Here is a 25,097-nt window from a genome sequence, read left to right on the forward strand (position 1 = left end):
AATTATATAACTATTTGATTAAATTGTTTTTAAATAATTTTATTGCTAACTTTAGAATGCGAAATCCGAAAAGCATATAGAGTAGGAAATAACCATTAAAACTAAATTATTATGAAAAATTTGAAAAAATTGTCAAGACCACAGTTAAGATCTATAGAAGGTTCTGGTCCTAATTGGTCTTGTACGCCCACTTCTTGTCCTAAAGGAAGCTGCTGCATTCCCGGAATCTGGCCGACTACTCCAAGAGCATGTGTTATATGTGCAGATTCTTAATGATACAAAATCAATATTTCATGTATCATTTTGATGAGTCTGATTCAGTTAAATAATTCAATACTCCCTTTCAGTCTATATTGAAAGGGATTTTTATAATCTTATGTTAAAAACTTAATGATATTTGATACGCTTGTTTTTATTCCTTATTTTCAGGCTTAATTATATCATAAAACAAAAGAAATGAACGAAAACTGGCTACGGAAATATGAAGAAGTAAAAGATGTTCTCATATGTCCGACGGATTTGGAAACCTATTTTACGTCTGATGAAATTGCAGGGCAGCCATTGGAAACGATGGAAATCGGAAATGTTTCTCTTCCTTCCGGTAAGATAGTGGTGAGAGATCCGCTTGTTGATCTGAACGGAAATCAATCGCCCTATTTTATTCAGGCTCCGAAAGGTGATTTTCCTGTAACCATTGCTGTGGTAAAATCAGAAGACTGGGGTGATAGATATGCTGTTGTTAAAGTAGAATTTACGAAAGAAAAACCAATTGTTTACAGGGAAGCCTTGGTTGGAATTGAAGAATTGGAAGGCGTTACTGAAGATGATTATTTCGGTTTTGGTGTGGATGCAGGTTTAGGCTGTATTACGGATAAAGAAGTGCTTCCTTTTGTGGATAAATTTGTGGATGAAACTAATGTCGACAATTTTTACGATGATTATTTCGCTGCACTTTTCGAGCAAAGCTATAAATACCATCCGGAAAATCAAAGAGATGCCGGAGACTGGATCAACTGGAAAGTTCCGAATACCAATTATCATATTCCTATGTTTGCAAGTGGTTTTGGAGACGGTACTTATCCGGTATATTTTGCTTATGATAATAATGACAGTATTTGCGGATTATACATCCAGTTTATTGATATTGAATTAGCCTTAAGCGAAGATGGAGACGAAGATGATGTAGATTAAAAAGATCAGCCATATAATTTTTTTTAAAAACCAAATATGACGAAAAATTTTGCTGAGGAAGTAGTAGAATTTAACCGAAACTTAAAATATTCCGGAATACTTCCCGAAGATTTTCAGGTGCTTAATCCTTATTTAGACAATCCTGAAACCATGATTGTCATGGAAAAGTTTTATCAGAAATATTACAATGATTCCAACAAAAGAAAATTTCTGATAGGAATTAACCCCAGTCGTCACGGAGCAGGCGTTACAGGAGTTCCATTTACCGATACCAAACGTCTGGAAATCGTTTGCGGAATTAAGATGAAATCTGCTTATACTCATGAAATTTCTTCGGTTTTTATGTATGATATGATTGAGCAGTATGGCGGAGCAGAAGAATTTTATAAGGATTTTTATATAAACTCACCGTTTCCTTTAGCGATCGTCAGAAAATCGAAAGGCAGCTGGATCAATGCTAATTATTATGACGATAAAGAGCTTTTCAGGGACGTAAAAGAATTTATGATTGATTCCTTAAGAAAACATATATCTCTAAATCTCGACACTTCGGAAGTCTTTGTTTTAGGTAAGAAGAATGCAGATTTCATTTTAAAATTAAATCGGGAAGCTAATTTATTTGGTAAGATGACGGTTTTGGAACATCCCAGATATATACAGCAGTACAAATCCAAAGACAAACAATTATACATTGACAAGTATATTCTTGCTCTAAAAAAATAAAACTCTTTGAATTTCTCAAAGAGTTTTCGGGACGATGATATTATTCAATATCGCCGGAACGAGGGAAAATATGATAATCCCCCGATTGCTCAGGGGACATCATCACAATATTATGCTTTAAAATCTTTCAAGGTACAATTAGATGCTTTTATTGAATCTCATGGTTATTAGTTTCACTTTAATAATAGCCTGTATTACTTTTTAATAATTTTGTAAGATTCTTTAGAAGACTTTACGGTGTAAACACCTTTTGGCAGTTCTGAAATGTCTGTTTCATTTACTCCTTTTTGAGTTTCAATTGTTTTTACCAGTTGCCCTGCCTGACTGTACACCTCAAACTTAGTATTTTCATTAGTTTTGATCGTTAGCGGACCGTTAGTCGGGTTAGGGTAAAATCCTGAATCTTTTTTCGAAGCTTTTACGTCATTGGCAGACAATACAATTCCTGTATCTTTTACCCATGTGAAAGAATCCAGCCCCATATATTGATAACCTCCTCCCGCAGTAATCTGCAGCTGGTCGATTATAATATTGCTGTAGTTCTGTCCGTTCAGGTTGGTCATATCAATTAAAGTATATCCGTTTGTAACAGCAATAGAATTAACAAAACCTGTAGTTTTTGTCTGAGTAAATTTTGTAACTCCGGATAATTTACCTGTAATAGTTAATGTCCCCGTTACAGACTGTGAAGTATTTGCTGCTCCTAAATAAACCCAGAATCTGTTTACTTTAAATAGGTTGGATGTTGTTTTGATACTAAAAGACGTCCCGGAAGATTGGTTACCCGCTCCGGAGTTGTCGATATAGTTATTGTCAATTGCGGTACCGCTCCATCCTGTACCGGGATAAGAAGCCTGAATGTCATATGTGTTAACATGCGACAGAATATTGAAAATTACTCCGTTATCAGTAAAACTTGCGCTTCCGTTGGATTCCGTCTCAAACTGTTCTGTACTGGTCTGTCCGAAAGAAAAGACTGAAATAAAAAGAACAGATAAGGTAAAAAGTATAGTACTTTTCATGATTTTAAATTTTTAGGTTATTAATTATTGTCTTGATGGATATATACCATTTACGCAGATAATATAATTAAGACCAAGGTAAGGTGGCATATTGTTAACAGGCAGGTTCTGACCTGCAAAGGTTACTGAAGCTGAATTGATAGGCGTATCCGGTGCTGCATTTATAAAGCTCGGAACAGCCGTGAAATCTCTTCCTGCCTGAGTTCCTGATACAGCAATTGATGCCGATGATGATGGCGTTGAAGTTGTTGCGTTAGATTTTGAAACTCTTAGCTGGCTTACTATTGATGGAAGATTTGAGCTTAGCAGAGTGTTGGTAACAGTACCTGAAGCTTCTCCTAATACAACACTTTTACCTGTGTTTGAAGTTCCTGCGCCAACTGGCATACGCCCGTTGAGGTTAGGCAAAGCGAATGTTGTTTTTCCATCTCCGCCATAAACTGATCCCAAGATAGAGAAAAGTGCCTGATTTTGGCTGATATTTAGTATTGCACCGTTGCATAGCATATATCCTCTTGGTGCAAAATTTCCTGCAAAAAGCTTGATGGTTCCAATTAATTCTTCGTCCATGATTATTGTATTTATATTATTAGTACTAGTGTTAAATTAAGGTCTTGAAGGATAAATTCCCTCCACACATATAATGTAGTTGACTCCTAAATACGGAGACATATTGTTAACCGGTAAATTCTGACCGATAAAAAAAACAGACTGAGGGTATAGCATAGTATCCGGAGCTGCATTTATAAAGCTCGGAACGGCCAAAAAGTCTCTTCCTGCCTGTGTCCCGCTTACTGCAAGAGATGTTGTAGACGTTGGTACAGCTGTTGTCGCATTAGCCGAAGATACTTTTAACTGACTTGCGAAGCTTGGTAGATTAGAGGCAAGAAGTGTATTTGTAGGAGTGCCGCTTGCTTCTCCCAATTCATAATACTGCCCTGTTGTAGATTGTCCTGCACTAATTGGAACACGTCCGTTTAGATTGGGTAGAGCAAAAGTTCTGACACCATCACCACCGTAAGTGGTTCCTAAGATCGAGAAAAGAGCAGAGTACTGCGAAATGCTTAGAAGAGCTCCGTTGCAGAACATATAACCTACCGGCGGAAAATTTCCTGCGAACGTCTTGATTACGCCCATTAATTCGTCATCCATGATAATATAAATTTTCAGTTTTTTTAAAATTCCTACTCTGTTTATGGCTTTTCGGATACCGCCAGAAAATCTTTAAAAACTTATGTCTTATTGACATGTCAAAGTAACAACAATAGAAATATTTGCCATAGAGTAGAAAATACCAAATTGCAGATTACGTATTTTTACGGATTTGTTGTAAATATAATAATTATTTGTCTTATTTAACAAATATATAGTTGTGTAAATTGGTTATGTTTGAATTATTAATCTTGATATTTGTTTATTGGTTTTTATATTGTAATTTCGGTATTTTTCATGTTTCTTTTGTGTGAAAGAAAATAATGTCAGGATTTAGGTGTTTTATTTATTAAAGTTTATTCTCTCAGAACGCGTTCTATTTAGTATTTTTGTGTAAATCCAATTAAAACTAAAAATGAACGAATTTGTAGTATCAGAACTAAAAAACAACATTGCCGAAATTACATTCGGAACTCCGAAAAGCAACTCGCTTCCGGGAGCCATTCTTGAAAAATTAGCACAGACCATTCTGGATGAAGGTGCGAAAGAAGAAGTAAAAGCCATTCTTGTAAAAAGTGAAGGTGAAAAAGCTTTCTGTGCGGGAGCAAGTTTCGATGAACTTCTGGAAATTGAGGAACTCGAAAAATCCACAAAATTTTTCGGAGGTTTTGCCAAAGTTCTGAATGCAATGAGAAACTGCGGAAAAATAGTTGTTGTGAGAGTTCAGGGAAAAACTACAGGTGGTGGAGTTGGAATTGCGTGTGGAGCAGACTACTGTTTTGCAACCAAAGACTCTGCATTAGCCTTAACGGAAATTAATCTCGGAATCGGACCATTCGTGATCGGACCGTATGTGGAAAGAAAAATCGGAAAGTCTCAGTTTTCGGCAATGGCAATTGATGCAGATTTCAGATCGGCAGAATGGGCAGAACAGCACAATATCTATCATTCGGTATCAGAAACCATTGAAGAAATGGATGCCAAGCTGGAAAAATTCCTTCAGACTCTGGCTTCAAGAAGCAGCGATGCATTAGCTTTAATTAAAAAGGTTTCATGGGAAGGAACGGATCATTTCAATGAATTAATGCCTGCAAGAATTCACATGAGTGCCAGTTTAATACTGGAAGACTCGGCTAAGAAAAACATCGGAGCCATTAAAGAGAGATTAAGAGCAAAATAATAATCATAAAGCCGTTGAGAAATCAGCGGCTTTTTTATACATTCTTTTTTCAAAAAAATATTTTGCAGATTCAAAATAAATATTAACTTTGTAATTCAAAGTTCTTTTTATGGAATCAAAAAACTATCACGAAGACCTATCACATATTCGCTCCATGATGGAGCGTTCTTCCAGATTTATTTCTTTGAGCGGATTGTCCGGAGTTGTTGCCGGTTTAGCAGCAATTATCGGAGCGGTATATGTTTATTTTGTTTTTCAGAGAGAGGGGATTGATTATTTTGACGGGGAAAGAAATATTTTCAGACCATCATTGGTAAAAGAACTTGTCATCATTGGGGTTGTTATTCTAGGTGTGGCATTGCTCAGTGGTTATATTTTTACAGCCAATAAAAGCAGAAAGAAAGGTTTGAAGATCTGGGATGCGACAACTAAAAGACTTTTGGTTACCTTTGCAGTTCCTTTGATAACGGGAGGTTTCTTTTGTCTGGCACTTCTTTATCATCATCTTTTTGTGTTTATTGCTCCGGCAACATTGCTGTTCTACGGACTGGCTCTGGTAAGTGCAGAACGATACACCTTAACGGATATAAAATATTTAGGCTATTGTCAGATTGTTTTAGGGCTAATTTCCTTATTCTTTTTAGGATGGGGACTGGTTTTCTGGACAATAGGATTTGGTGCGTTGCATATTGTTTATGGATTGATAATGCATAAGAAATACAAATAGAATTGTGAAAAAGTGGGGGATATTTTTAATCATTATTTTTGCAATGGTTATCTGCAGAACTTATTTATTCCGGATATTTTTCTCTTATGATACAATTAAAGAAAGAAAGGTTTTAGATATTACTAACGAAAAACTTAAAAATCGGTTAAAGGAAACGGAAAACAATACGTCTGTAGAAGATCTCATTCAGAATTCTTTGAAGGAAACTGCTTCTACCCTTAGTTTTTCATTTTATAAATGTGATCATGAAACAGATAAATTAGTAGAAACCAAAAAAGCAAACTGTATCGGTTATTCGGCATTTTTAGCTTCTGTTATTCAATTCAAATTGAAGCAAAGCGGGTTGGAAAACGAATGGAAAGTTCATCATAACGTCGGAGAAATTTATTTAGTGAATGAAAATATCAACAGACATTTCAATTCCGGCTTTTTTAAAGATCATGATTTTGTAACCGTTGAAAATGTAAAAACAAAGGAAACAATCGGCGTTGATGCAACAGTGTATGATTATTTCAGAATAGAAAGGATAAAATTAAAATGATAAATATAAATCAACTCAATAAAGAATTCGAAAGCCGTGTAAGATTGGGCATTATGTCTGTTCTCATGGTAAATGACTGGGTTGATTTCTCAGAAATGAAAAGCCTGCTGGAAATTACGGACGGAAATCTTGCCAGTCACAGCAATGCGCTGGAAAAAGCTGCATATATAGAAGTGAAGAAAGAATTTGTGGGCAAGAAACCCAAAACATCGTATCGGGTAACCCAAAATGGAAGAGAAGCCTTTACGGAACATCTTAATGCTTTGGAAAAATTACTCGGAAAATAGAGATTAATTTTTTTATTTTTAAACTTTGAAATACAAAGTACTTTTAATAATTTAAAACAAAAATTATGACTTTAGAAAAACAAAAAACAACCATCATTTTCGCAGTTCCTACATTATTGATGCTTACGGCATTTTTTGCCAATCTTTTTGCAGAAGGCTGGAATTGGTCACCTGCTGATTTTGCTGTTGCGGGCGGACTGCTTTTCGGAACCGCATTCTTTATCAATCTGGTCATCCGATCGAAAAAAGCTTTACCTTATAAACTGCTGATCTGCTTTGTGATTTTATTAGTTCTGGCTTTGGTGTGGATCGAGCTGGCAGTCGGACTTTTCGGAACTCCTTTCGCGGGAAGCTAATGTTGTAAAAAAACTAAAACATAAATGAACAGGAAAACATTTTTAAAAAAGATCTTTCAGCTTTCTGTAATAGGAGCATTTCCTCTTTTCTATTCATGGCAGATTGAACCGTTTTGGCTTGAGTTTGTAGAACGGAAACTTCCGGTTAAAAATTTATCCCCAAATCTTGAAGGAAAAATCCTGATGCAGATTTCTGATCTCCACGTTGGAACCCGCTTCGACTGGAATTTCATTATCGATTCTTTTCAGAAAGCTAAAAAGTACAATCCTGATTTTGTAGTGTACACAGGAGATTTTGTTAATCGGGGAGGAGCTAAAGAAACAGAAGACCTTAAAAAAGTGATGCAACACGCTGTGTTGGGAAATCTGGCAACATTCGGAATTCTGGGAAATCACGATTACGGAAAAGACTGGCAGGATCTTCAGTCGTCCGACAATATCTGCAATATTCTGGAAGGCTTCGGAATCACAATGCTGAATAATGCGCAACAGGAAAGCAGCGGACTCAATTTTATCGGTTTTGAAGATTTATGGTCACCCAATTTTGCACCGCATAAAGTGATGAAAGATTATGATCCTTCCAAGGCAAATATTATTCTCTGTCATAATCCTGATGCTTGTGATAAAGATATCTGGAATGGTTATCAGGGTTGGATTCTGAGCGGACATACGCATGGAGGACAGTGCAGAATTCCCGGAGTCATTACGCCTCTGCTTCCCGTGAAAAACAGAAAATATATTTCCGGAGAAATTGATCTTGAAGATGGAAGAAGGCTTTACATCAACCGTGCGTTGGGACATTCTTTTCAGGTTCGCTTTATGGTGCGTCCGGAAATTACGGTTTTTACTTTAAGACAAGGATAAATGATGAAACTGGGACTTAAAATTTTTGCATTGGGAATATTGGTGATCATAATTTTTACCATAGATTTTCCTTTAAGAGAAAAGGCACTGTATGGTAAATACGTCAATACAAATTACGAAAATCCGATTTGCTGTGTTGAAGCTCCTCATGAACCGGATACTTTGATCTTATTCCGTGACGGACATTTTGAAAGCGGATTTTATGGGAAAGGTCGGTTTGAGGTTAGTAACGGGCTTGTTTCCAGAATTATATTGCATTATATAAGTGATGGAGAACCAGCATTAGGTAATACTTATTTTTCGAATAAACTTTTTGAAAAGCCAAAAATTATTCTGAACGCAGATATGAATCATGTCTATACTAAAAGCGATTAAAATTATAAACTATGAATGAAAAAACAATTATAAATATTGGGAAAACTCTGTTTTGGCTTTCATTTATTTTAGGAAGCATCTCTTTGTTCGGGTATGCTCTCACTAAAAATGATTTACTTGTTGAAGGTGGAATTTTGGTTTTGGAATATGGATTTGTAGTTAATATGATTGTTCTTGTTACTCTATTAATCTACGGAATTGTTCATAAGAGTAAACTCAATGCCTGTCTTAAATCTTCAGGAATTATGCTGATTAATATTCCCGTAGCAATAATTTATATCATTATTGGAGTTCAGCTTGTTTCAATTAATTTTTTAAACTCATAAACTATGAAAAAAATACGTGTTAAATTTCTTCTGTTCGTCTATAATAAAACCCAGAAACTGTACAGAACCTATTTCAAGAAAAAGAAAAGGCAGTGGCAGTTTACCGAAAAACAACTGCTGGAATTTCAGGAAGATTCTCTGGGCAGAAAACTGGGAGAATTTTATAAAAAACATGGTTTCACGATGATTCCCAAAATGGAAAATCACGATGTTCATCATCTTATTACAGGATGTGGAACCAATTTCGAGGACGAAATCGCCATGCAGTTTCTCCTGTTAGGAAACGGGAAACTCAACGCCCATCTTTTGGCAGCGATTGTTTTGGGCAGCATCATTTTACCGGAATATTACAGACTCTACATCAAAGCCTACAAAAAAGGACAAAATATGCGTCCGTTTTACCAGTGGGATTTTGAAGCTTTGCTCTGGCAGAATTTTGAGCATCTGAAAGATTTCATTCAACAGAAGAATACCGCTGTTTTATATTAATTATGGAAAGGGTAAAATTTAGTCCCGTCGGAAAAGGTCTGTTTCTGATTTCGTGGCTGCTTGGAACCATCATCTTATTGGCATTCTGGATCTCCGAATCTTGGTTTTTTGTCTGGCTCGGATTTTATTATGTCGTTATTGCCGTTGTTATCAACATGATTGTTTTCTGCTCCGAATTGCTGACTTTTTTAACAGATGTTTCAGATAAAAAATCTCACGGAAACTCAGCTTTGCTGATTTTGTTGAATATTCCGATTGCCGCCTTTTACTTTTTTATTTTCACCAACATTTAAACTAACCTATGAAAACACATCACTATATATTTCTTACGACCCTGCTTTTTGTCATTGTATTTTATGATCAGAATGTAGGTCTCAATCTCGGAATTATCGGAATTATTTATGCCGTGCTTACTTTCTTCAGAACGCCTGAACGAAACCGGACCAAAACGTTTATTTTTCTTTTCGTAACGAGCATTATTTCGAGTGCTGCGTTTGCGTGGTACGGAGATTTTCCGTCCTTTCTGGCGGTTATCACTTCATTATTATTGTTAGGATACCGATCCCGAAACCGAAGAATGAAAATCCTTTTGCTGGTTCCGGTTTTTGTGACAAACTGTTTTACAGAGTTTTTCAGAATCCTGAATTTCGATGCATGGCTTCCCAAAAGAAACGTTTCCGGTTTGTGGCAGAAAACACTGGCTTTTGTAATAATTCCTTTAATTCTGATCTCCGTTTTCTTCGGAATTTATTCCGCGGGAAGCGATCATTTTGCCAATTTATTCACGAATGTAGAGCTGGATATTAATTTCTGGCAATTGTTGGCAATGATCTTTTTAGGCTTTTTTATCGCATTCAATTACTGGAATTTCGCCGTTGAACGGTTTATTTACAAAAGCAACCGATTGCTGGATAACAATTTCGGGGAGAAAGATAAAATTCAGAAAGCCACCTATTCTTTTCTTGATCTCGATGCTGAAAGAATGAGCGGTCTAATTTCTTTACTGGCGCTGAATGTTCTGCTTGTCTTTTTTATCATTACCTATAATTATGAACAGTTCTATGAGTCGATAAAAAGTCCTGTTAAACTTTCCGAAGAAACGCATGAAAGAGTAAATGCAGTCATTCTTTCAATCATCATGTCGATTCTGGTGATTATGTTTTACTTTAAATCGAATTTCAATTTTGATCCGAAAGCCGGACTAATGAAAATATTAGCCAAAGTCTGGATTTTTCTGAATGCTGTTCTCGTTATTTCTGCCATGGTGAAAAACTCAGAATACATCATCAATTATGGTTTTACCTACAAAAGACTGGGTGTTTATGCATTTTTGATATTGGCTTTAATTGGCTTGGTCACCACTTTTATTAAAATTCAAAAGCAGAGGAGAAACGTTTTCCTTTTCAATACGATGGCATGGTATATTTACGGAGTCATCCTTGTTTGCAGCTACATCAATTGGGGCGGCATCATCACTTTTGAAAATATGAAACGGAAAGATTTTGCTTTAAACTACCATAAAACTCAAATTAATTTCAGTGAGAAGCAATTGCTGAATTATGCCGAAGAACATCAGGATAATGCCTTAAAATCCGAAATTCTGAATTTAGAAAGAGTGAAATTCCAGAAAAATGAAAAATTTCTTTCTCAGGTTCTTTATTATCAGAATTTAAAGTAAGAAGATCTTCGGTCAAACCTCACAGGTTTCAAAAACCTGTGAGGTTTTTATTGTCAATAAAAACTTAACTATAATCAATTTAAAAATGATCAGAAAATTAAAAAATAGCAAAAGATTTGAAATCACTTTATTGTTGGTATTAATGACACTTTTTTGTTTCAGTCTTTCAATTTCCAGATATTACATCAGTGAAACGAAAGTGTTTTTATTTCTTAACTGGAATTTGTTTCTTGCCTGGATTCCTTTTTTTATCAGCAGTTTTTTAGTAATTTTTAAAATCAGAAGTAAATTATCACTTGCTGTAGCAATCGCTGTTTGGATTGTATTTTTTCCCAATTCACCATATATTCTTACTGACCTTTTTCATCTGAAAAGTAGAAATGCAATTCCGATCTGGTATGATTTGGTGGTCATTCTTTCGTATGCATGGACAGGATTATTTTGTGGATTCGTTAGTTTGCTTGACATTGAAAAACTATTGTCAGATTATTTTAAACCAAGAATCATCAACTTCCTTACGTTTTCGTTTTTATTCATAGCGAGTTTTGGTGTTTATCTGGGAAGATTTTTACGGTGGAACAGTTGGGATATTCTCAGCAATCCTTTTGGGCTTTTCAATGATATTGCTGTAAGAATTATCCGATGGACTATACAAAAACATGGGGAGTAACTGTTTTGATGGGAGTAATGCTCAATTTTATGTACTTTATGATGAAGTCTGTAAATAATCTTAACAGGGAAGTTATTGTTATAAAAAATTAAAAAGGGTTATTGTTTATTGAAAAATCTCAGTCAATGGAACAATTTTGGCATCTCCATAAACTTTAAAAATCAAGACGGTTTTAGATCGTATTCAAAAAATAATTGTTATGAAAAAGTTCTTAGTATTGATCCCGTTACTCATAGTTTCGTGTAAAAAAGAATCTGCTTATGTTGAAACTCAGGATAAAGATTCAGTAATCATGAGCGAGCAACCCGATACTGCTCCGAAAATGGATTCCGCAGCCGTAAAGATGAAGGATTCTGTAATCAACAATGCACCGAAAACCAAAGAAGTTCTTAAAACAGGAGTGATGAGAACGGTAAAAGATGGTAAAATTACCAGAACTGTAGATGCAGAGCAGTTTCCGATTACTTTAGGAGAAGAATTTACGAAAGACGGACAGGAATTTATTCTGAAAATCATCAATTTCAATAAATCCAAAATACAGGCTAAAATTTCAACAAATGAAAAGGATTTCAATATCAGATTCAATCAGATTAAACTTCCCAATGGAGATTTCGACGGACCTTTCGGAAGAGAAATTACCTATGATGTAAAAGATAAAGGTGAAATCTGGCTGATCATCGGGAAAAGCAATATGGCTTCCGGTAATACAAAAGGCAGTTTTACCGTAAGCGTAGAATAATTTTCATCATTTTGGTACAGTTTATGCAAGCAAAACTTTAAAATTTATCATTATGAAAAATATATTTTTGACGGCGGCAGTAGCTTCAGTAGCTCTTGTAAGTTGTGAAACGGTGCAGTCGTTGGTTCAGAATACATTTCCTTATACAGCCAATGTGTTAGTTTCCACAGGAGTTCCCGCCGATAAAGAAGTTTCTTCTACTTCTACTGCGTCTAATGTTCAGACGTGGTTTGGAGGGAATAACAATGCGAAGATTAAAGACGTAAGAATATCGGATGCCAAAGTTTCCGTAGTTTCTCCGGCAGGAGGAAGCCTGAATGCTTTTAAATCGATAAAAGTATACATTTCATCGAGCGGAACAGGAGAAAGACTGGTTGCTTCAAGAACCAATATTTCTACAGATGCTTCAAGTTTAAATCTTGATCTTGCAACCTCAGGATTTTTGGATGAGGTGGTAAAAAGTACGGGGGTTACCGTAAGAACGGTTTATGAACTGAAGAACCAGACAAGTTCGGACATGAACCTTAGAATTGCACTAAATTTCAGCAGCGTTCCTGCGAATTAGTTTTTTTATAAAAGTTTATTTTAAAAAACGTCTTTCAGATTTCTGAAAGACGTTTTTGCTTTTTTTTATAGAAAAGATTATTTAAAATCTATCAGTTCAACATCAAAAATAAGGGTTGCTCCCGGAGCAATTACGCCGCCCGCTCCGTTGTCTCCGTATGCAAGATCAGACGGAATATAAAATCTGTATTTTGCACCTTTCGACATCAGTTGAATTCCTTCTGTCCATCCTTTGATAACGCTGGAAATATTTAATTCAATAGGCTGTCCTCCGTTTTTATCTGTAGAATCGAAAACCGTTCCGTCCATTAATTTCCCGGTGTATTTTACATTAGCTGTGCTTGAAGCTGTAGGCTTTGCTTTACCATCCCCCTCTTTAAGAACTTCATACTGTAAACCGCTTGCCGTGGTTTTAATGTTTTTGTTCAGTTTATTTTTAGCTAAAAACTCGGCTCCTTTCTTTTTGTTTTCATCTGCTTTTACTTTTGCTTCAGCCTGCTTTTTTTCGTTCTGCTTCTGCATAAAGCCCTGCAAAAAGGCTCCCATTTCTTCTTTCGGGAATAAACTTGGCTTATCTCCGAAAGCATCTTTAAAACCTTGTGTCAATAATTCAGGATCTGCCGGAAAGCCCTGCTTCTTCATGTTTTCAGCAATATCAAGACCGATGTAATAAGACGCTTTCTGCTCGTCTGTATAAGATTTCTGAGCGAATGCAAAATTTACTCCTGTTAAAAGAACTAAGGTAAATAACGTTTTTTTCATTGTTGATTGTAAATATATTTTCTGCGAATTTAAGCTTTTGTAACGGAATCCATCACAATAGTTACCGGTCCGTCATTAATTAACGAAACTTTCATGTCTGCTCCGAAGATTCCGCTTTCGGTTTTCAGTCCGGATTTTGAAATTTCTTCTTTAAAATAATCAAATAAGGGAATCGCTTTATCCGGTTTTGCGGCTTTAATGAAAGAAGGACGGTTTCCTTTTTTGTAATCGGCAATAAGGGTAAACTGACTGATGCATAATATCTCTCCCTGAATATCCTGAACAGAAAGATTGAGTTTCCCTTCTTCATCCCCGAAAATTCTGAGGTTTAAAATTTTCTGTACAAGCCAGTCTGCATCGCTTTTTTCATCATTTTCATCAATTCCTACCAGAAGCATTAAACCGTGTCCTATTTCCCCGACCACTTTTCCATCCACTTTTACGCTGGATTCTGAAACTCTTTGTATGACAACTTTCATTTTTAATAATAAATATTTAAAATTTTCCCTGAAGGATCATAATTGTAAAGATACGTTTTCGGCTGTACATTGGCTACCGCAGTGGGTTGTCCGGTTAACAATATCCATTGGGCATTGTCTTTAGGGCAGACAATTCTGATGTTGTCCTGAACTTCCAGAGTGGTATTGCTGTCGGGACAGATGTGAGGCGCGTTTCTGTCGTAGGCTTTAAAAGAATTGTCGGATGCTCTTACTACGATTAGCCCCTTCGTTCCGGATTGCTGCTCATTGATGTAAACCCAGCCACCAACCTGATTCAGTGCGTAGTAAGCAGGAAGGTTCAGATTTAGTGTAACATTGATCGGATTACTTGGAAAGCAACTTACGGTGTCTTCACGGCTTCCGCAGGAATGTATAGATAAATTACTGAAAATCAATAATGTGATGATAGATAATATTGAAAAAGTTTTTTTCATTTCAATTTAAATTTTTATATATTTGTAAAAATTAAACGATTATTACACGAAAACATTGTCCGGCAAATGTCGGATTATTTTTTTATACTAAAACTAAATTTTGAAAATTATGGCAAGCTATGTTACAAAGGAGGGATTAGAGAAAATGAAAGCTGAGCTGGAACAGTTGGAAACTGTAGAGAGACCAAAAATTACTCAGCAGATCGCAGAAGCAAGAGACAAAGGAGATTTGTCGGAAAATGCAGAATATGATGCGGCAAAAGAAGCTCAGGGAATGCTTGAAATGAGGATTTCTAAGCTGAAAGATGTGATCTCCACTTCAAAAATCATAGACGAAAGTCAGCTGGATACTTCAAAAGTTTCAATTCTTACAACGGTAAGACTTAAAAATAATGCAACCAATCAGGAGCAGGTATTTACTTTGGTTCCGGATAACGAAAGCGACCTGAAATCCGGAAAGATCTCAGTAAACACGCCGATTGCAAAAGGACTGCTTGGAAAAGCGGTAGGAGAAACCGCAGATATCACGTTACCAAACGGAAACAAACTTTCTTTTGAAGTATTGGATATTACCCTGTAAATAACTGTTGTTTAATTTTCTAATCTTTAACATTTTTAAATTAAAATGAGCACAATATTCACAAAAATCATCAATGGCGATATTCCCTCTTATAAAATTGCCGAAGATGAAAACTTTATTGCGTTTCTGGATGCAATGCCTTTAGTAAAAGGACACACATTGGTTGTTCCCAAGAAAGAAGTTGATTTAATTTTTGATCTGGACAGCGAAGAATACAAAAACCTTTGGGGTTTTTCTCAGGAAGTTGCCAAAAAAATTAAAAAAGCAATACCTTGTGTGAGAGTTGGGGTGGCTGTTGTAGGATTAGAAGTTCCTCATGCACATATTCATCTTATCCCGCTCAATACTGTGGAAGATATGAATTTTAAAAATGAGCGATTAAAACTTACGGGTGAAGAATATACCGAAATTCAGAACTCAATAATTAATTCTTAAAAATAAAGGAACTCGTAAAGCAGATTTTTACGAGTTTCTTTAATCTATACCTTATATATTTAGATCTAAAAAATGAATTCAAACCAATGTTCTTTCTGCGGAAGAAAGAGAAATGAAGTGCAGATGCTGATTTCAGGTCAAAACGGCTTTATTTGCGAGAATTGTATCGAGCAGGCTCATGCAATCGTGAAGGACAGCAGTTCAAAATCAGGATATGCTCCGGCAGAAAATATAAACGAACTTAAGAAACCGAAAGAGATTAAAGAATTTCTCGATCAGTACGTAATCGGGCAGGATCAGGCAAAAAAGCAATTGTCGATTGCCGTGTACAATCACTACAAAAGATTACTTCACGCTCAGGACGAAAACAGAGAAGTAGAGCTGGAAAAATCGAACATCATCATGATTGGTGAAACTGGAACCGGAAAAACATTACTGGCAAAAACTATTGCCAGAGAACTGAATGTTCCTTTCTGTATCGTGGATGCTACGATTTTAACGGAAGCCGGTTATGTAGGCGAAGATGTGGAAAGTATCCTTTCAAGGCTTTTAATGGTTGCCGATTATGATGTGGAAAAAGCGGAAAAAGGAATTGTTTTTATTGATGAAATTGATAAAATCGCCAGAAAATCTGATAATCCGAGTATTACAAGAGACGTTTCCGGAGAAGGAGTTCAACAGGGATTACTTAAATTACTGGAAGGAAGTATCGTAAATGTTCCGCCACAGGGAGGAAGAAAACATCCCGATCAGAAATATATTCAGGTAAATACACAGAATATTTTGTTTATCGCGGGTGGAGCCTTCGACGGGATCAAAGAGATCATCGAAAGAAGAATGAACAAACAGGCAATTGGTTTCAGTTCAGAAAAAATCAATAAAACGGATGAAGACGAGTATATATTAACGAATATTAATGCCATTGACCTTCGGTCTTTCGGATTAATTCCTGAGCTTTTGGGAAGATTCCCGATCATTACTTACCTGGATAAACTTACGAAAGAAACCATGGTAAGAATTATGAAAGAACCTAAAAATTCTATTGTGAACCAGTTTATTGAGCTTTTTAAAATGGACGGAACAGATCTGAAATTTACAGACGGAGCCATTGAAAAAATTGTTGAAGAAACTATTGAAAAAGGTTTAGGAGCAAGAGGGCTGAGAGGAACTACGGAAAAAGTGCTTGAGGATTATATGTTTTCTATAGGGGAAGAAAAAGAAATAATATTAACGGAAGATAATATTTTTGTTAATACATAAAATATTTTTGTTTTTTAGTAAAAAAAACATAACTTTGCATTTGAGATATTGTATTAACACACAAATATTTATATACAATGAGAAAAAGTTTATTTGCTATTGGTTTATTAGCAGCTATTAATTCTGTTCAGGCGCAGAATGTTCTAGTACACGTAGATGATGCTGCTACTACGTATGTAAGTAAAGGTACACTTGTTTACAGTGGCGGTGGCCTACAGATGAAGGGATCTGGAATTGTAGAAAATCACGGTAACTTTATGGTTGACGGGACATCTACTGATTCTTTTAAAACTATTGATGCTTCAAATGTAAATAAAACTGAGGCAAATGGTGGCGGTAATTTTGTTAATAAGCTTAATGAGCCTACCGCTTATGCAACTTATAATACGAACAGTTCTTCTGCTACACCGGCCTATACTTACGGACAGCTTTTTATTTCCGGTATTCCTCAAACCAATATTACGGGTATTGTGGATCAGGAATATAGAGCCGTAAATCATGGAACTTATCAACAGATCGGTTTACCGTTTTATGACAAAACTGCTTCTACTCTTAGCGCAGAATTAGGTAAAACATTTACCAATGCTCGATATTCTAAAAACGAGATTCTTGCATACAGCAATCCAACAGTAGTTTCAATGAATGTAGATATAACTACAAAACTTGGTGTTGCGAATCCGGGAACAGCATATTATATGCTTGGCGGATTGGGATTGGATGTAAGCAATACGACAAGAACACTTAAAGGTAGACCTTTAACGGATATTGGAACTACGGTTACTTTACAAAACGCGGGTAACGGTATTAATTTTGGTACCGGAGGAAGTGCTACGAATATGTATAACGAAAAATATTATACATATCTTCAGGATGGTTTCCATATTGGGAGCGGTGGTACTGCTTGGCAGGGTAACTACGGAAGAAATATTTATCAGTTTTCCAATCCGTTCCTTACTAATATAGATTTGTCTCAAATTGCAGTTAACGAAGGTGCTACAGTGGGAGACGGAATAAATCTTACAAAAATTCAGGGGGTAAGACTAGAAGTGTCGGGAGTACAGACTGCGAGTTCTACAGGTGGTTCAGGTGGTACAGGTTCCAGTTCATATAAATTTATTACATATCCATCAGGAGTTCCTACAGGTGATGTAGATTACACTGTGGTAAGACCTATGGGAACATTTGTAATTAAGCTATTGGACAATACTAGCGCAGATACTTTCAATTTTGCTAATCTTAGAAGGTTTAATTACTATTCGAGAGCTGCAAGTACAAACTATAGCGTTGCAGCCAACAAGAACAGCAGCGGAACAGTAAAACAATTAGGTGTGATTGGTCTTGATGCAAATGGAAATGAGGTAGCACGTACTTACTACGTGGTTTATCCTAACGGTACAACTGGGCATTCTACCAATGCATTAACTCAGGTTACTTTGTCTTCCGGTGCTATTTTAGGAACATTTGAAGAAGATGTTAACGGAGGATATGATAATAACTATACAGGTCAGTACTGGCTTTATATAAACGAGGCAAACGAATTTAATTTCAAAGGCAAGAATATTAAGTTAGTAAATTACGACCTTAATACGATTAAGTCTTATAAGTTTGAAATTAGAGAAAATGCACAGCTAGTAGCTGATGGAACTCATGCCTTATCTACCGGAATTGGTTTCTACTATAAAGCTGCTAATGGTACTTTACAACAAGCAATACAAGGAGGCGTTACTAGCGCTACAAACGCAGAGTATGACCTTTACTATGGAGAACCAAATGTAGTTTTAGCAACAACCGAAACGAAATCTCCATCCAGAACTGTTGTTATTTACAATCCTGCAATCACGAACTACATTGTTAGATTCGATCCAAACTGGAAAAAAGCAGATATCGAAGTTTATGATATGAGTGGTAAATTAGTAATCTCTAAAAAGGCGGTGGAAACAACCAGAGATTTTGTGATTGAATTAGATCAGCAAATCAAAAATTCTTACGTGGTTAAAATTGTTTCGGATAAAGGAGATATTGTTAACACGAAAATCTTAAAATAATTGAATATGAAAACTATTAATAAACTAGTGTCTATCTTTTTTCTGTTTGCTGCAATGTTTGTCATGGCGCAGCCTCCTAATCCAACAGGAGGTAGTGGTACAGTAGGACCGGGTGCTACTGCTTCGCCAATAGACATGTATGTGTATGCATTAGGAATTATTGCTGTTTTATTTATAGCATTTTTTACTAGAAGATATACAGCTAAGAAAGCATAAAATTTTATTAAAATAATATTAAACTCTCTGATTACTCAGAGAGTTTTTTTATTTTTACGTTATGAAAAAAATTTTTACAATATCAGCTTTAGCAGCTGCATTTTCATTACAGGCTCAGTTTACTGTCTCCATTCAGGCTCCTGCCGATTTTAAAGATCAAGACGCAATTTTATATACTTTAAATGGTTCTAAGGATATTATTGTAACCAAAGAACAAAGTAAAAATAATGTATGGACTTTTAAATATCCCAAAAATTATATGGGAATGATGAAAGTTTATTTTCCCAACTCCAATAATACTTTCAATTTCATTTCAGAAAATAAAAATGTAAGTGTTAAGCTTGAAACGCAGGCTAATAAAATAAAAGATATTGTTTATCTTGATGAAGCGAATGATCTTATGAGTAAACTTCAGGAAGGTTCACAAAAAAAGGAACTTATTCTGCCTGCTTTAGCTCAGATCAAAGAATATTATAAAGACAATACAGAGTTTGGAAAGGCATTAAAGACTGAAATAAACAGACTTTCGGGAAATTCTTCGGGAATAGATCAGACACAGCATCCATTCATTTATTACTATAATACAAATTACAGCAAATTTTTGTCTAATGATGCATCTAAAAAAGTTGCTCAGGACGAAATCATTAATTTTTTAGATAAGTCTAATGATATGCTGGAAACTTCCTCATTACTTAGACCGGTTTTAGTAAGTTATCTGAATTCAGGTGGAAATACCAATGTTACTGCATCTGTAGATAAACTTTTAGACAGATTAAAAGTAGAAACTCCTCGCGGGCAGACCGTGCTTTCTGAGTTAATTGATATTTTTGATGTGTATGATATGCAGGATTTCAAGGATAAATATCTCAATCTGGCTAAAAATCTTAAATGCACCATAACAGACAGACTGGCTTCAACTTTGAAATCTAACGCAAATGTTGAGATGGGAGCAGTTTTCCCTAATTATAAGTTCAATTCACCCGTAAATACTACCGCTAAATCTTTACAGGATGTAAAGGCTGATAAAAAGGTCGTTATTTTCTGGTCTTCCACATGTTCTCACTGTGAGAGTGAACTTCCTCAATTATTGGCTAAATATAACGATTTAAAGACTAAAAACGTTCAGGTTGTAGGTTTGTCTCTGGATGTAGATAAAGATTCTTATTCTAAAAAGATTGCAGCATTTCCATGGATAAATGACTCCGAATTGAAAGGATGGAACAGCAGTTATGTAGATACATATAATGTTCATGCAACTCCGACATATTTTATTTTAGATGCTAACAATAAGATAATCAGTAAACCAGAGCATGTTGGTGATGTTTTGGAATATTTTAAGTTAAAATAAATTTGGAGGTAGTGAATATTTTTGTATATTTGCACCACCAAAACGGCGAGGTAGCTCAGTTGGTTAGAGCGCAGGATTCATAACCCTGAGGTCACGGGTTCAATTCCCGTCTTCGCTACAGATGAATAAAAGGTTTCATGATATTTCTGAAACCTTTTTATTTTATGATTGTCGAACTTTTTTATCTATAAAAAAAGCCAGTTGTATATAACTGACTGCAAAAATAAACCGAAACAACTACGTTTCGGTTTCTATATTCTGTATTAGCTTTGATATCCTAGCAATTTTCTCATTTGATAGAAAAAGCGTTCGATTAACCTCAAATCCTGAGTGACAATCTCGGCATTTCCTTTTAACTCTTTATCAAAAACTAAATTTTTGTTATAACTGGTCTTTAATCCTTTCGGGAGAAGTACATCTACATAATAATTTCCTTCTTTATCGGGAGAAAGAGAGATATTCTGCACTTTTCCTTCCACGATTCCATATTCCTGATAACGGTAATTATCGAGCTTAATTAAAACCTTTTCACCCGAAGCAATCTTACCTGAGTTGGTAGCCGGAACAGACATTCTGCCGACTAATCTTTCCCTGTTTTTAGGAAGAATGGAGAGAACGGCATCTCCGGCTTTAATAAACTGGTTTTCGCCGAAAAACTGCTGAAAACTTGCAATACCGTCTGTATTCGAAATAAGAAGATAGTTTTGTTCCCATTGTTTCAGGGATTTTCTCAACTGTTCAAACAACTGTAAAGTCTGGGTAGAGTAGGTGATCTTGTCTTTCTCTGTATTAATGGCAGTTCCGCTTTTTGTTTTATTTAAATTAGAAATTCCTTCTTCCATCTGTGAAAGAGAAATATTGATGTTTTCTAAATTCTGTTGCGCCTGTATGTATTTTATTTTTTCATTTTCAAGTTCCATGGAAGAGATAACTCCCTGGTTGAATAATTCCTGAGAACGGATGTAGTTTTTTTTGGTTAGCTCATATTTAGCCTGCTCAAGATTTTTTTGCTGTTTGGTAGTAGCAATTCTTACCCTGTATTCGGATAGGCTTTGATTGGCGGCTAGATTTTCCGGCGCATATGGCTGCAATCTTGTAAATAAGGCTTCATCCTGAAATGCTTTTGCAAAACCATTATAATCTCCCTGAAGTTCTCCCAGTTTGAAATGGGAGGTTTCGGTTAGTGGAAACGATGATAGTTGATCCGGAGATAAAGAATCGATTATTTTTTTTAATGCAAGAACATCTTTGTAGTTTGCAGAAGACTGCATGACCATCAATACCTGATCTTTTTTAACTTCCTGATGATCTTTGATGAATATTTTTTCGATTTTAGAATTGGTTCTGGCTTCTAATTTTTCAGGTGGATTTTGTGAAGTCACAATAATTGGCGCAGGAATGAATTCCGGATATTTTATAATATAACTCATGATTAGTATCAGTACCAATATTAAAAATATAATGGTATTTCCCCATCGGATCATCCAATGAGGAGGCTGGGTAAGAATATCCTGAACACTTTCAGAACGAAGCTCAATATTATCTAAAATGTCTTTTTCCATACTTTAATATAAGCAATCTTCCGTTAAGAAGATTGCTATTGTTATACATTAGATTTAAGTTGAAATCTAAAATTTTCAAATTATTCGCAGATTTGCGGAGAGTACATATTCTGATGAATACATGCACTTCTTTTTGCGCACCACATAAGGTTGCAGCCACAATCATACGGTTCTCCCGGAAGTGGTGGTTCTGGCGGGAAATATGCTCCGCAATCATTTAATCCTCCACCTTTTAGATCTTTTAAATCTTTTCTTGTTAATTTTTTCAGATTTTTCATAATAAAATTTGTTTTAATTTGTATTAAAGATGACAATTTTCTGCACTATAAAAGTTCATGTGTACACAGGCAGACATTTTTTCGCACCACGCAAGATAATTGCATCCGCAGTTATAAGGCTCTCCCGGCATCGGAGGATCTTGTGGGAAATAATCTCCACAATCTCTACCGCCTAAACCTTCACCCGAAAATCCACCTCCGCTTCCTTTCAGATTTTTTAGATCTTTACGTGTTAATTTTTTTAGATTTTTCATAGTAATTTTGAATGTGATTTAAATTGAATTATTGGCAAATCGGCGGATAATAATTCCCGTTAATATCCATACATGATTTTTCCTCTACAATATACCATCCGGTTCCGCCACAGTGGCAATAATAAATAGAGTCGTCCGGATATGTGGGACCACCAGCTCCTTTTACATTTTTAAGATGCTCTCTTGTTAACTTCTTCATGTTTTTCATAAAATAAATTGATTTTTGTTATTTACTCCTACTCTGTAAGCTTTTCGGATTTCGCTGTATACCTAAAATTTAATTTCCAAGTTCTAACTGATTCTTCACTAATCGGTAATATTCTCCTCTCAGAGCAACCAATTCTGCATGGTTTCCTTCTTCCACCACTTTTCCTTTATCTAAAACAATGATTTTATCGGCATGTTTTACGGTGGAAAGTCTATGGGCGATAACAACAGCTGTTTTTCCTTTGAAGAACTGTTCGAGATTTTCCATGATTACTTTTTCATTGTTTGCATCCAAAGCCGAAGTTGCTTCATCGAATAAAATATAATCAGGAGATTTATAAACCGCTCTTGCAATGAAAAGTCTCTGCTTTTGTCCGCCACTTACTCCCAAACCTTCATTTCCGATTTTTGTGTTGTAGCTTAAAGGTAACTCTTCTATGAATTCTTTAATGTTGGCAATTTCTACGGATCTCCTCAATTTTTGCTTATCTACATAATCTTCCCCAACAGCAATATTATTGGCAATAGTATCATTAAAAACATAGCCTTCCTGCATCACCACTCCGCAATGGTCTCTCCAGAATCTCGGAGAAATATTGTTAAGTTTTGTATTCCCCAATCGAATTTCTCCCTGAGAAGGTTCGTAGAATTTCATTAAAAGTTTTAAAAGCGTTGTTTTTCCACTTCCGCTGGCTCCAACAATGGCCGTCGTTTTCTGAAAGGGAATGCTGAGTGTAAGATTTTCAAACACGGGAACATCTGAACCTGTGTATCTGAATGAAACATTTTCCACCAGAATGTCTTTCTCCGGAATTTCGTGGGAATATTGCTCTTCCTTATTCTCCTCATCATCCTTATCATGAATTTCACCCAATCTTTCCAAAGAAATTTTAGCATCCTGAAATTGTTTAATGAAATCGATCAGCTGAAGCAATGGACTGTTTAACTGCCCGATGATATACTGAACAGAAAGCATCATACCTAAGGTAAGATTTCCGTCAAGCACTAATTTTGCAGAAAGGAAACTCACAAAAATATCTTTCATCTGATTAATGAAGTTTCCTCCTACGGACTGCCATTGTTCTAAAGACAAAGACTTTATTCTCAGCTTGAATAATTTAACCTGAAGAAATTCCCAGTCCCATCTTTTCTGTTTCTCGGCATTATGCATTTTAATTTCCTGCATCCCGTTGATCAGCTCAATCACTTTACTCTGTTCCTGAGAAACCTGTGAAAATCTTTTGTAATCGAGTTCTTTTCTTTTGCTCAGGAAAAAACTGATCCATCCGATGTAAGCCGCTGCTCCGATAAGATAAACGATAAACAGCCTATAATCATAAAATAACAGTACAATACTGAAAATAATAAGATTGACTAATGAAAACAGAGTGTTCAGCGAAGAACTTGTGAGAAGCTGCTCGATTCTGTGATGGTCATTAATTCTCTGCATGATATCTCCCGTCATTCTTGTATCGAAGAAACTGATCGGAAGCTTCATGAGTTTGATAAAGAAATCGGAAATAATAGAAATATTAATCCTTGCTGAAAGATGAAGCAAAATCCAGCTTCGAATCATTTCAATTCCCATTCTTCCCATAAAAAGCATCACCTGTGCTAAAAGAACAAGATAAATGAAATTAAGATCCTGATTCTGAATACCAACATCGACAATACTCTGGGTAAGGAAAGGGAAAATCAGAGAAAGTAAACTTCCTGCCAAAAGACCTACTGCGAGCTGGATAACCAGCGATTTATACTTTAATACATATTTTGAAAGAAAAGAAAAACTGGCTTTACTTTCCTGATCATCAAATTCTGTCTGAAAAAAAGCAGGAGTTGTTTCTAAAATAAGAACAATGCCTTCTTCTGTTTTTTCATTGGCATTTTCACCGATCCATAACTTGATGAATTCTTCTCTGGTATAAGTAATCAGTCCATAGCCCGGATCGGAAACATAAACTTTGTTGTTTTTGTCTATTTTATAAACAACCACGAAGTGATTTTTATTCCAGTGGACAATACACGGAAGAGGAACTTCCTCCGCTAAAGATTCGAAATTAATCTGAACTCCCAAAGAGCGGAAACCAAGGTCTTCCGCCGCATCACTCAATCCAAGTAAACTGCTTCCTTCCCTTGTTGTTTCAGAGAGGTTACGGATTTGTTGTAAAGATATACTTTTGCCATAATGTTTGCTTACAATACGAAGGCAGGTAGGACCGCAGTCTTTAGAATCTGGTTGGCGATAGAAAGGAAAAGATTTCAATGATTGACGTTTTTATTTATAAATAAGTTGCCGCCGGTAAGACGACAACTATTTTCTTTCAAAAAATTA

General features: G+C 35.7%; 34 protein-coding genes and 1 tRNA gene. 24 read left to right on the forward strand and 11 right to left on the reverse strand.

Going from position 1 to position 25,097, the window contains the following annotated elements; all coding sequences use genetic code 11:
- The first annotated feature begins 111 nt into the window (after positions 1-111).
- From KKI44_RS17150 to KKI44_RS17160, 3 genes are all read left to right on the forward strand, one after another.
- Complete coding sequence (locus tag KKI44_RS17150) at positions 112-273, forward strand: bacteriocin-like protein (RefSeq protein WP_214588455.1); 162 nt, start codon at positions 112-114, stop codon at positions 271-273.
- 183 nt (positions 274-456) lie between these two features.
- Positions 457-1,191 (forward strand): DUF4241 domain-containing protein, encoded by a 735-nt coding sequence (locus tag KKI44_RS17155; protein WP_214588456.1) that lies wholly within the window; start codon positions 457-459, stop codon positions 1,189-1,191.
- A gap of 36 nt (positions 1,192-1,227) precedes the next feature.
- Positions 1,228-1,914: an SMUG2 DNA glycosylase family protein gene (locus tag KKI44_RS17160; protein WP_214588457.1), complete on the forward strand. Its 687-nt coding sequence runs from the start codon at positions 1,228-1,230 to the stop codon at positions 1,912-1,914.
- Positions 1,915-2,108: 194 nt separating this feature from the next.
- Here KKI44_RS17160 and KKI44_RS17165 read toward each other — a convergent pair whose 3' ends face one another.
- From KKI44_RS17165 to KKI44_RS17175, 3 genes are read right to left on the reverse strand one after another with little or no spacing between them, the layout of a single operon-like run.
- On the reverse strand, positions 2,109-2,936 hold the full coding sequence (locus KKI44_RS17165; RefSeq protein WP_214588458.1) for a T9SS type A sorting domain-containing protein: 828 nt from the start codon (positions 2,934-2,936) through the stop codon (positions 2,109-2,111).
- Between the two features lie 24 nt (positions 2,937-2,960).
- Positions 2,961-3,506 (reverse strand): phage tail protein, encoded by a 546-nt coding sequence (locus KKI44_RS17170; RefSeq protein ID WP_214588459.1) that lies wholly within the window; start codon positions 3,504-3,506, stop codon positions 2,961-2,963.
- Positions 3,507-3,542: 36 nt separating this feature from the next.
- Positions 3,543-4,088 carry a phage tail protein gene (locus KKI44_RS17175; RefSeq protein ID WP_214588460.1) on the reverse strand — a complete coding sequence of 182 codons (546 nt, stop codon included), beginning with the start codon at positions 4,086-4,088 and terminating at the stop codon, positions 3,543-3,545.
- Positions 4,089-4,503: 415 nt separating this feature from the next.
- Here KKI44_RS17175 and KKI44_RS17180 point away from each other — a divergent pair, with 415 nt between their 5' ends.
- The 14 genes from KKI44_RS17180 (at position 4,504) to KKI44_RS17245 (ending at position 12,885) form a co-directional block, all read left to right on the forward strand.
- Complete coding sequence (locus KKI44_RS17180; protein WP_214588461.1) at positions 4,504-5,268, forward strand: enoyl-CoA hydratase/isomerase family protein; 765 nt, start codon at positions 4,504-4,506, stop codon at positions 5,266-5,268.
- Positions 5,269-5,377: 109 nt separating this feature from the next.
- The gene (locus KKI44_RS17185; RefSeq protein ID WP_214588462.1) at positions 5,378-5,995 is read left to right on the forward strand and encodes a hypothetical protein; all 618 of its coding nucleotides are present in this window, start codon (positions 5,378-5,380) and stop codon (positions 5,993-5,995) included.
- Between the two features lie 43 nt (positions 5,996-6,038).
- Positions 6,039-6,536 carry a hypothetical protein gene (locus KKI44_RS17190; RefSeq protein ID WP_214588463.1) on the forward strand — a complete coding sequence of 166 codons (498 nt, stop codon included), beginning with the start codon at positions 6,039-6,041 and terminating at the stop codon, positions 6,534-6,536.
- Positions 6,533-6,823: a winged helix-turn-helix domain-containing protein gene (locus KKI44_RS17195; RefSeq protein WP_214588464.1), complete on the forward strand. Its 291-nt coding sequence runs from the start codon at positions 6,533-6,535 to the stop codon at positions 6,821-6,823. Before KKI44_RS17190 ends, KKI44_RS17195 begins: the two co-directional genes overlap by 4 nt.
- A gap of 65 nt (positions 6,824-6,888) precedes the next feature.
- Positions 6,889-7,179 carry a hypothetical protein gene (locus KKI44_RS17200; protein ID WP_214588465.1) on the forward strand — a complete coding sequence of 97 codons (291 nt, stop codon included), beginning with the start codon at positions 6,889-6,891 and terminating at the stop codon, positions 7,177-7,179.
- A gap of 24 nt (positions 7,180-7,203) precedes the next feature.
- The gene (locus KKI44_RS17205; RefSeq protein WP_214588466.1) at positions 7,204-8,043 is read left to right on the forward strand and encodes a metallophosphoesterase; all 840 of its coding nucleotides are present in this window, start codon (positions 7,204-7,206) and stop codon (positions 8,041-8,043) included.
- Positions 8,044-8,418: a hypothetical protein gene (locus tag KKI44_RS17210; RefSeq protein WP_214588467.1), complete on the forward strand. Its 375-nt coding sequence runs from the start codon at positions 8,044-8,046 to the stop codon at positions 8,416-8,418.
- 11 nt (positions 8,419-8,429) lie between these two features.
- Entirely contained in the window at positions 8,430-8,744 is a 315-nt protein-coding gene (locus KKI44_RS17215) for a hypothetical protein (protein WP_214588468.1), read from the forward strand.
- A 3-nt stretch (positions 8,745-8,747) separates the two neighbouring features.
- Positions 8,748-9,233 carry a ubiquinone biosynthesis protein COQ4 gene (locus KKI44_RS17220; protein ID WP_214588469.1) on the forward strand — a complete coding sequence of 162 codons (486 nt, stop codon included), beginning with the start codon at positions 8,748-8,750 and terminating at the stop codon, positions 9,231-9,233.
- A 2-nt stretch (positions 9,234-9,235) separates the two neighbouring features.
- Positions 9,236-9,526 carry a hypothetical protein gene (locus tag KKI44_RS17225; protein ID WP_214588470.1) on the forward strand — a complete coding sequence of 97 codons (291 nt, stop codon included), beginning with the start codon at positions 9,236-9,238 and terminating at the stop codon, positions 9,524-9,526.
- 8 nt (positions 9,527-9,534) lie between these two features.
- The gene (locus KKI44_RS17230; protein ID WP_214588471.1) at positions 9,535-10,911 is read left to right on the forward strand and encodes a DUF4153 domain-containing protein; all 1,377 of its coding nucleotides are present in this window, start codon (positions 9,535-9,537) and stop codon (positions 10,909-10,911) included.
- An 85-nt stretch (positions 10,912-10,996) separates the two neighbouring features.
- Positions 10,997-11,581, forward strand: a complete 585-nt coding sequence (locus KKI44_RS17235; RefSeq protein WP_214588472.1) for a DUF1361 domain-containing protein — start codon at positions 10,997-10,999, stop codon at positions 11,579-11,581.
- Positions 11,582-11,780: 199 nt separating this feature from the next.
- Positions 11,781-12,320, forward strand: a complete 540-nt coding sequence (locus KKI44_RS17240; protein WP_214588473.1) for a hypothetical protein — start codon at positions 11,781-11,783, stop codon at positions 12,318-12,320.
- 52 nt (positions 12,321-12,372) lie between these two features.
- Positions 12,373-12,885 (forward strand): hypothetical protein, encoded by a 513-nt coding sequence (locus tag KKI44_RS17245; RefSeq protein WP_214588474.1) that lies wholly within the window; start codon positions 12,373-12,375, stop codon positions 12,883-12,885.
- A gap of 77 nt (positions 12,886-12,962) precedes the next feature.
- Here the strand turns inward: KKI44_RS17245 and KKI44_RS17250 are convergent, their stop codons facing one another.
- From KKI44_RS17250 to KKI44_RS17260, 3 genes are read right to left on the reverse strand one after another with little or no spacing between them, the layout of a single operon-like run.
- Positions 12,963-13,646 carry an FKBP-type peptidyl-prolyl cis-trans isomerase gene (locus KKI44_RS17250; RefSeq protein WP_214588475.1) on the reverse strand — a complete coding sequence of 228 codons (684 nt, stop codon included), beginning with the start codon at positions 13,644-13,646 and terminating at the stop codon, positions 12,963-12,965.
- Positions 13,647-13,675: 29 nt separating this feature from the next.
- Positions 13,676-14,125: a D-aminoacyl-tRNA deacylase gene (dtd, locus tag KKI44_RS17255; RefSeq protein ID WP_214588476.1), complete on the reverse strand. Its 450-nt coding sequence runs from the start codon at positions 14,123-14,125 to the stop codon at positions 13,676-13,678.
- 2 nt (positions 14,126-14,127) lie between these two features.
- Positions 14,128-14,580, reverse strand: coding sequence for a hypothetical protein (locus KKI44_RS17260; RefSeq protein ID WP_214588477.1), 453 nt, complete (start codon positions 14,578-14,580; stop codon positions 14,128-14,130).
- A 109-nt stretch (positions 14,581-14,689) separates the two neighbouring features.
- Here KKI44_RS17260 and greA point away from each other — a divergent pair, with 109 nt between their 5' ends.
- The 7 genes from greA to KKI44_RS17295 all read left to right on the forward strand — a co-directional run bounded on the left by greA (position 14,690) and on the right by KKI44_RS17295 (position 20,582).
- Positions 14,690-15,160, forward strand: a complete 471-nt coding sequence (gene greA, locus KKI44_RS17265) for a transcription elongation factor GreA (RefSeq protein ID WP_076395207.1) — start codon at positions 14,690-14,692, stop codon at positions 15,158-15,160.
- Between the two features lie 45 nt (positions 15,161-15,205).
- Positions 15,206-15,595 carry an HIT family protein gene (locus KKI44_RS17270; RefSeq protein WP_214588478.1) on the forward strand — a complete coding sequence of 130 codons (390 nt, stop codon included), beginning with the start codon at positions 15,206-15,208 and terminating at the stop codon, positions 15,593-15,595.
- Positions 15,596-15,667: 72 nt separating this feature from the next.
- Positions 15,668-16,855, forward strand: coding sequence for an ATP-dependent Clp protease ATP-binding subunit ClpX (clpX, locus tag KKI44_RS17275; RefSeq protein ID WP_214588479.1), 1,188 nt, complete (start codon positions 15,668-15,670; stop codon positions 16,853-16,855).
- Positions 16,856-16,932: 77 nt separating this feature from the next.
- Positions 16,933-18,900 carry a T9SS type A sorting domain-containing protein gene (locus KKI44_RS17280; protein WP_214588480.1) on the forward strand — a complete coding sequence of 656 codons (1,968 nt, stop codon included), beginning with the start codon at positions 16,933-16,935 and terminating at the stop codon, positions 18,898-18,900.
- Positions 18,901-18,906: 6 nt separating this feature from the next.
- On the forward strand, positions 18,907-19,116 hold the full coding sequence (locus tag KKI44_RS17285; protein WP_214588481.1) for a signal peptidase: 210 nt from the start codon (positions 18,907-18,909) through the stop codon (positions 19,114-19,116).
- Between the two features lie 61 nt (positions 19,117-19,177).
- Complete coding sequence (locus KKI44_RS17290; RefSeq protein WP_214588482.1) at positions 19,178-20,464, forward strand: TlpA family protein disulfide reductase; 1,287 nt, start codon at positions 19,178-19,180, stop codon at positions 20,462-20,464.
- A gap of 44 nt (positions 20,465-20,508) precedes the next feature.
- Positions 20,509-20,582 (forward strand) — tRNA-Met (locus KKI44_RS17295).
- Between the two features lie 145 nt (positions 20,583-20,727).
- Here KKI44_RS17295 and KKI44_RS17300 read toward each other — a convergent pair.
- From KKI44_RS17300 to KKI44_RS17320, 5 genes are all read right to left on the reverse strand, one after another.
- On the reverse strand, positions 20,728-22,026 hold the full coding sequence (locus KKI44_RS17300) for an HlyD family secretion protein (RefSeq protein WP_214588483.1): 1,299 nt from the start codon (positions 22,024-22,026) through the stop codon (positions 20,728-20,730).
- Between the two features lie 80 nt (positions 22,027-22,106).
- Entirely contained in the window at positions 22,107-22,304 is a 198-nt protein-coding gene (locus KKI44_RS17305; RefSeq protein WP_214588484.1) for a bacteriocin-like protein, read from the reverse strand.
- Positions 22,305-22,327: 23 nt separating this feature from the next.
- Entirely contained in the window at positions 22,328-22,558 is a 231-nt protein-coding gene (locus tag KKI44_RS17310) for a bacteriocin-like protein (protein WP_214588485.1), read from the reverse strand.
- Positions 22,559-22,586: 28 nt separating this feature from the next.
- Positions 22,587-22,757: a hypothetical protein gene (locus tag KKI44_RS17315; protein WP_214588486.1), complete on the reverse strand. Its 171-nt coding sequence runs from the start codon at positions 22,755-22,757 to the stop codon at positions 22,587-22,589.
- A gap of 78 nt (positions 22,758-22,835) precedes the next feature.
- Positions 22,836-25,028: a peptidase domain-containing ABC transporter gene (locus tag KKI44_RS17320; RefSeq protein ID WP_214588487.1), complete on the reverse strand. Its 2,193-nt coding sequence runs from the start codon at positions 25,026-25,028 to the stop codon at positions 22,836-22,838.
- Between the last annotated feature and the right edge of the window lie 69 nt (positions 25,029-25,097).

Origin of the sequence: Chryseobacterium sp. ZHDP1, from assembly GCF_018603435.1 — a bacterium.
In the GTDB taxonomy this organism is placed as follows: domain Bacteria; phylum Bacteroidota; class Bacteroidia; order Flavobacteriales; family Weeksellaceae; genus Chryseobacterium; species Chryseobacterium indicum.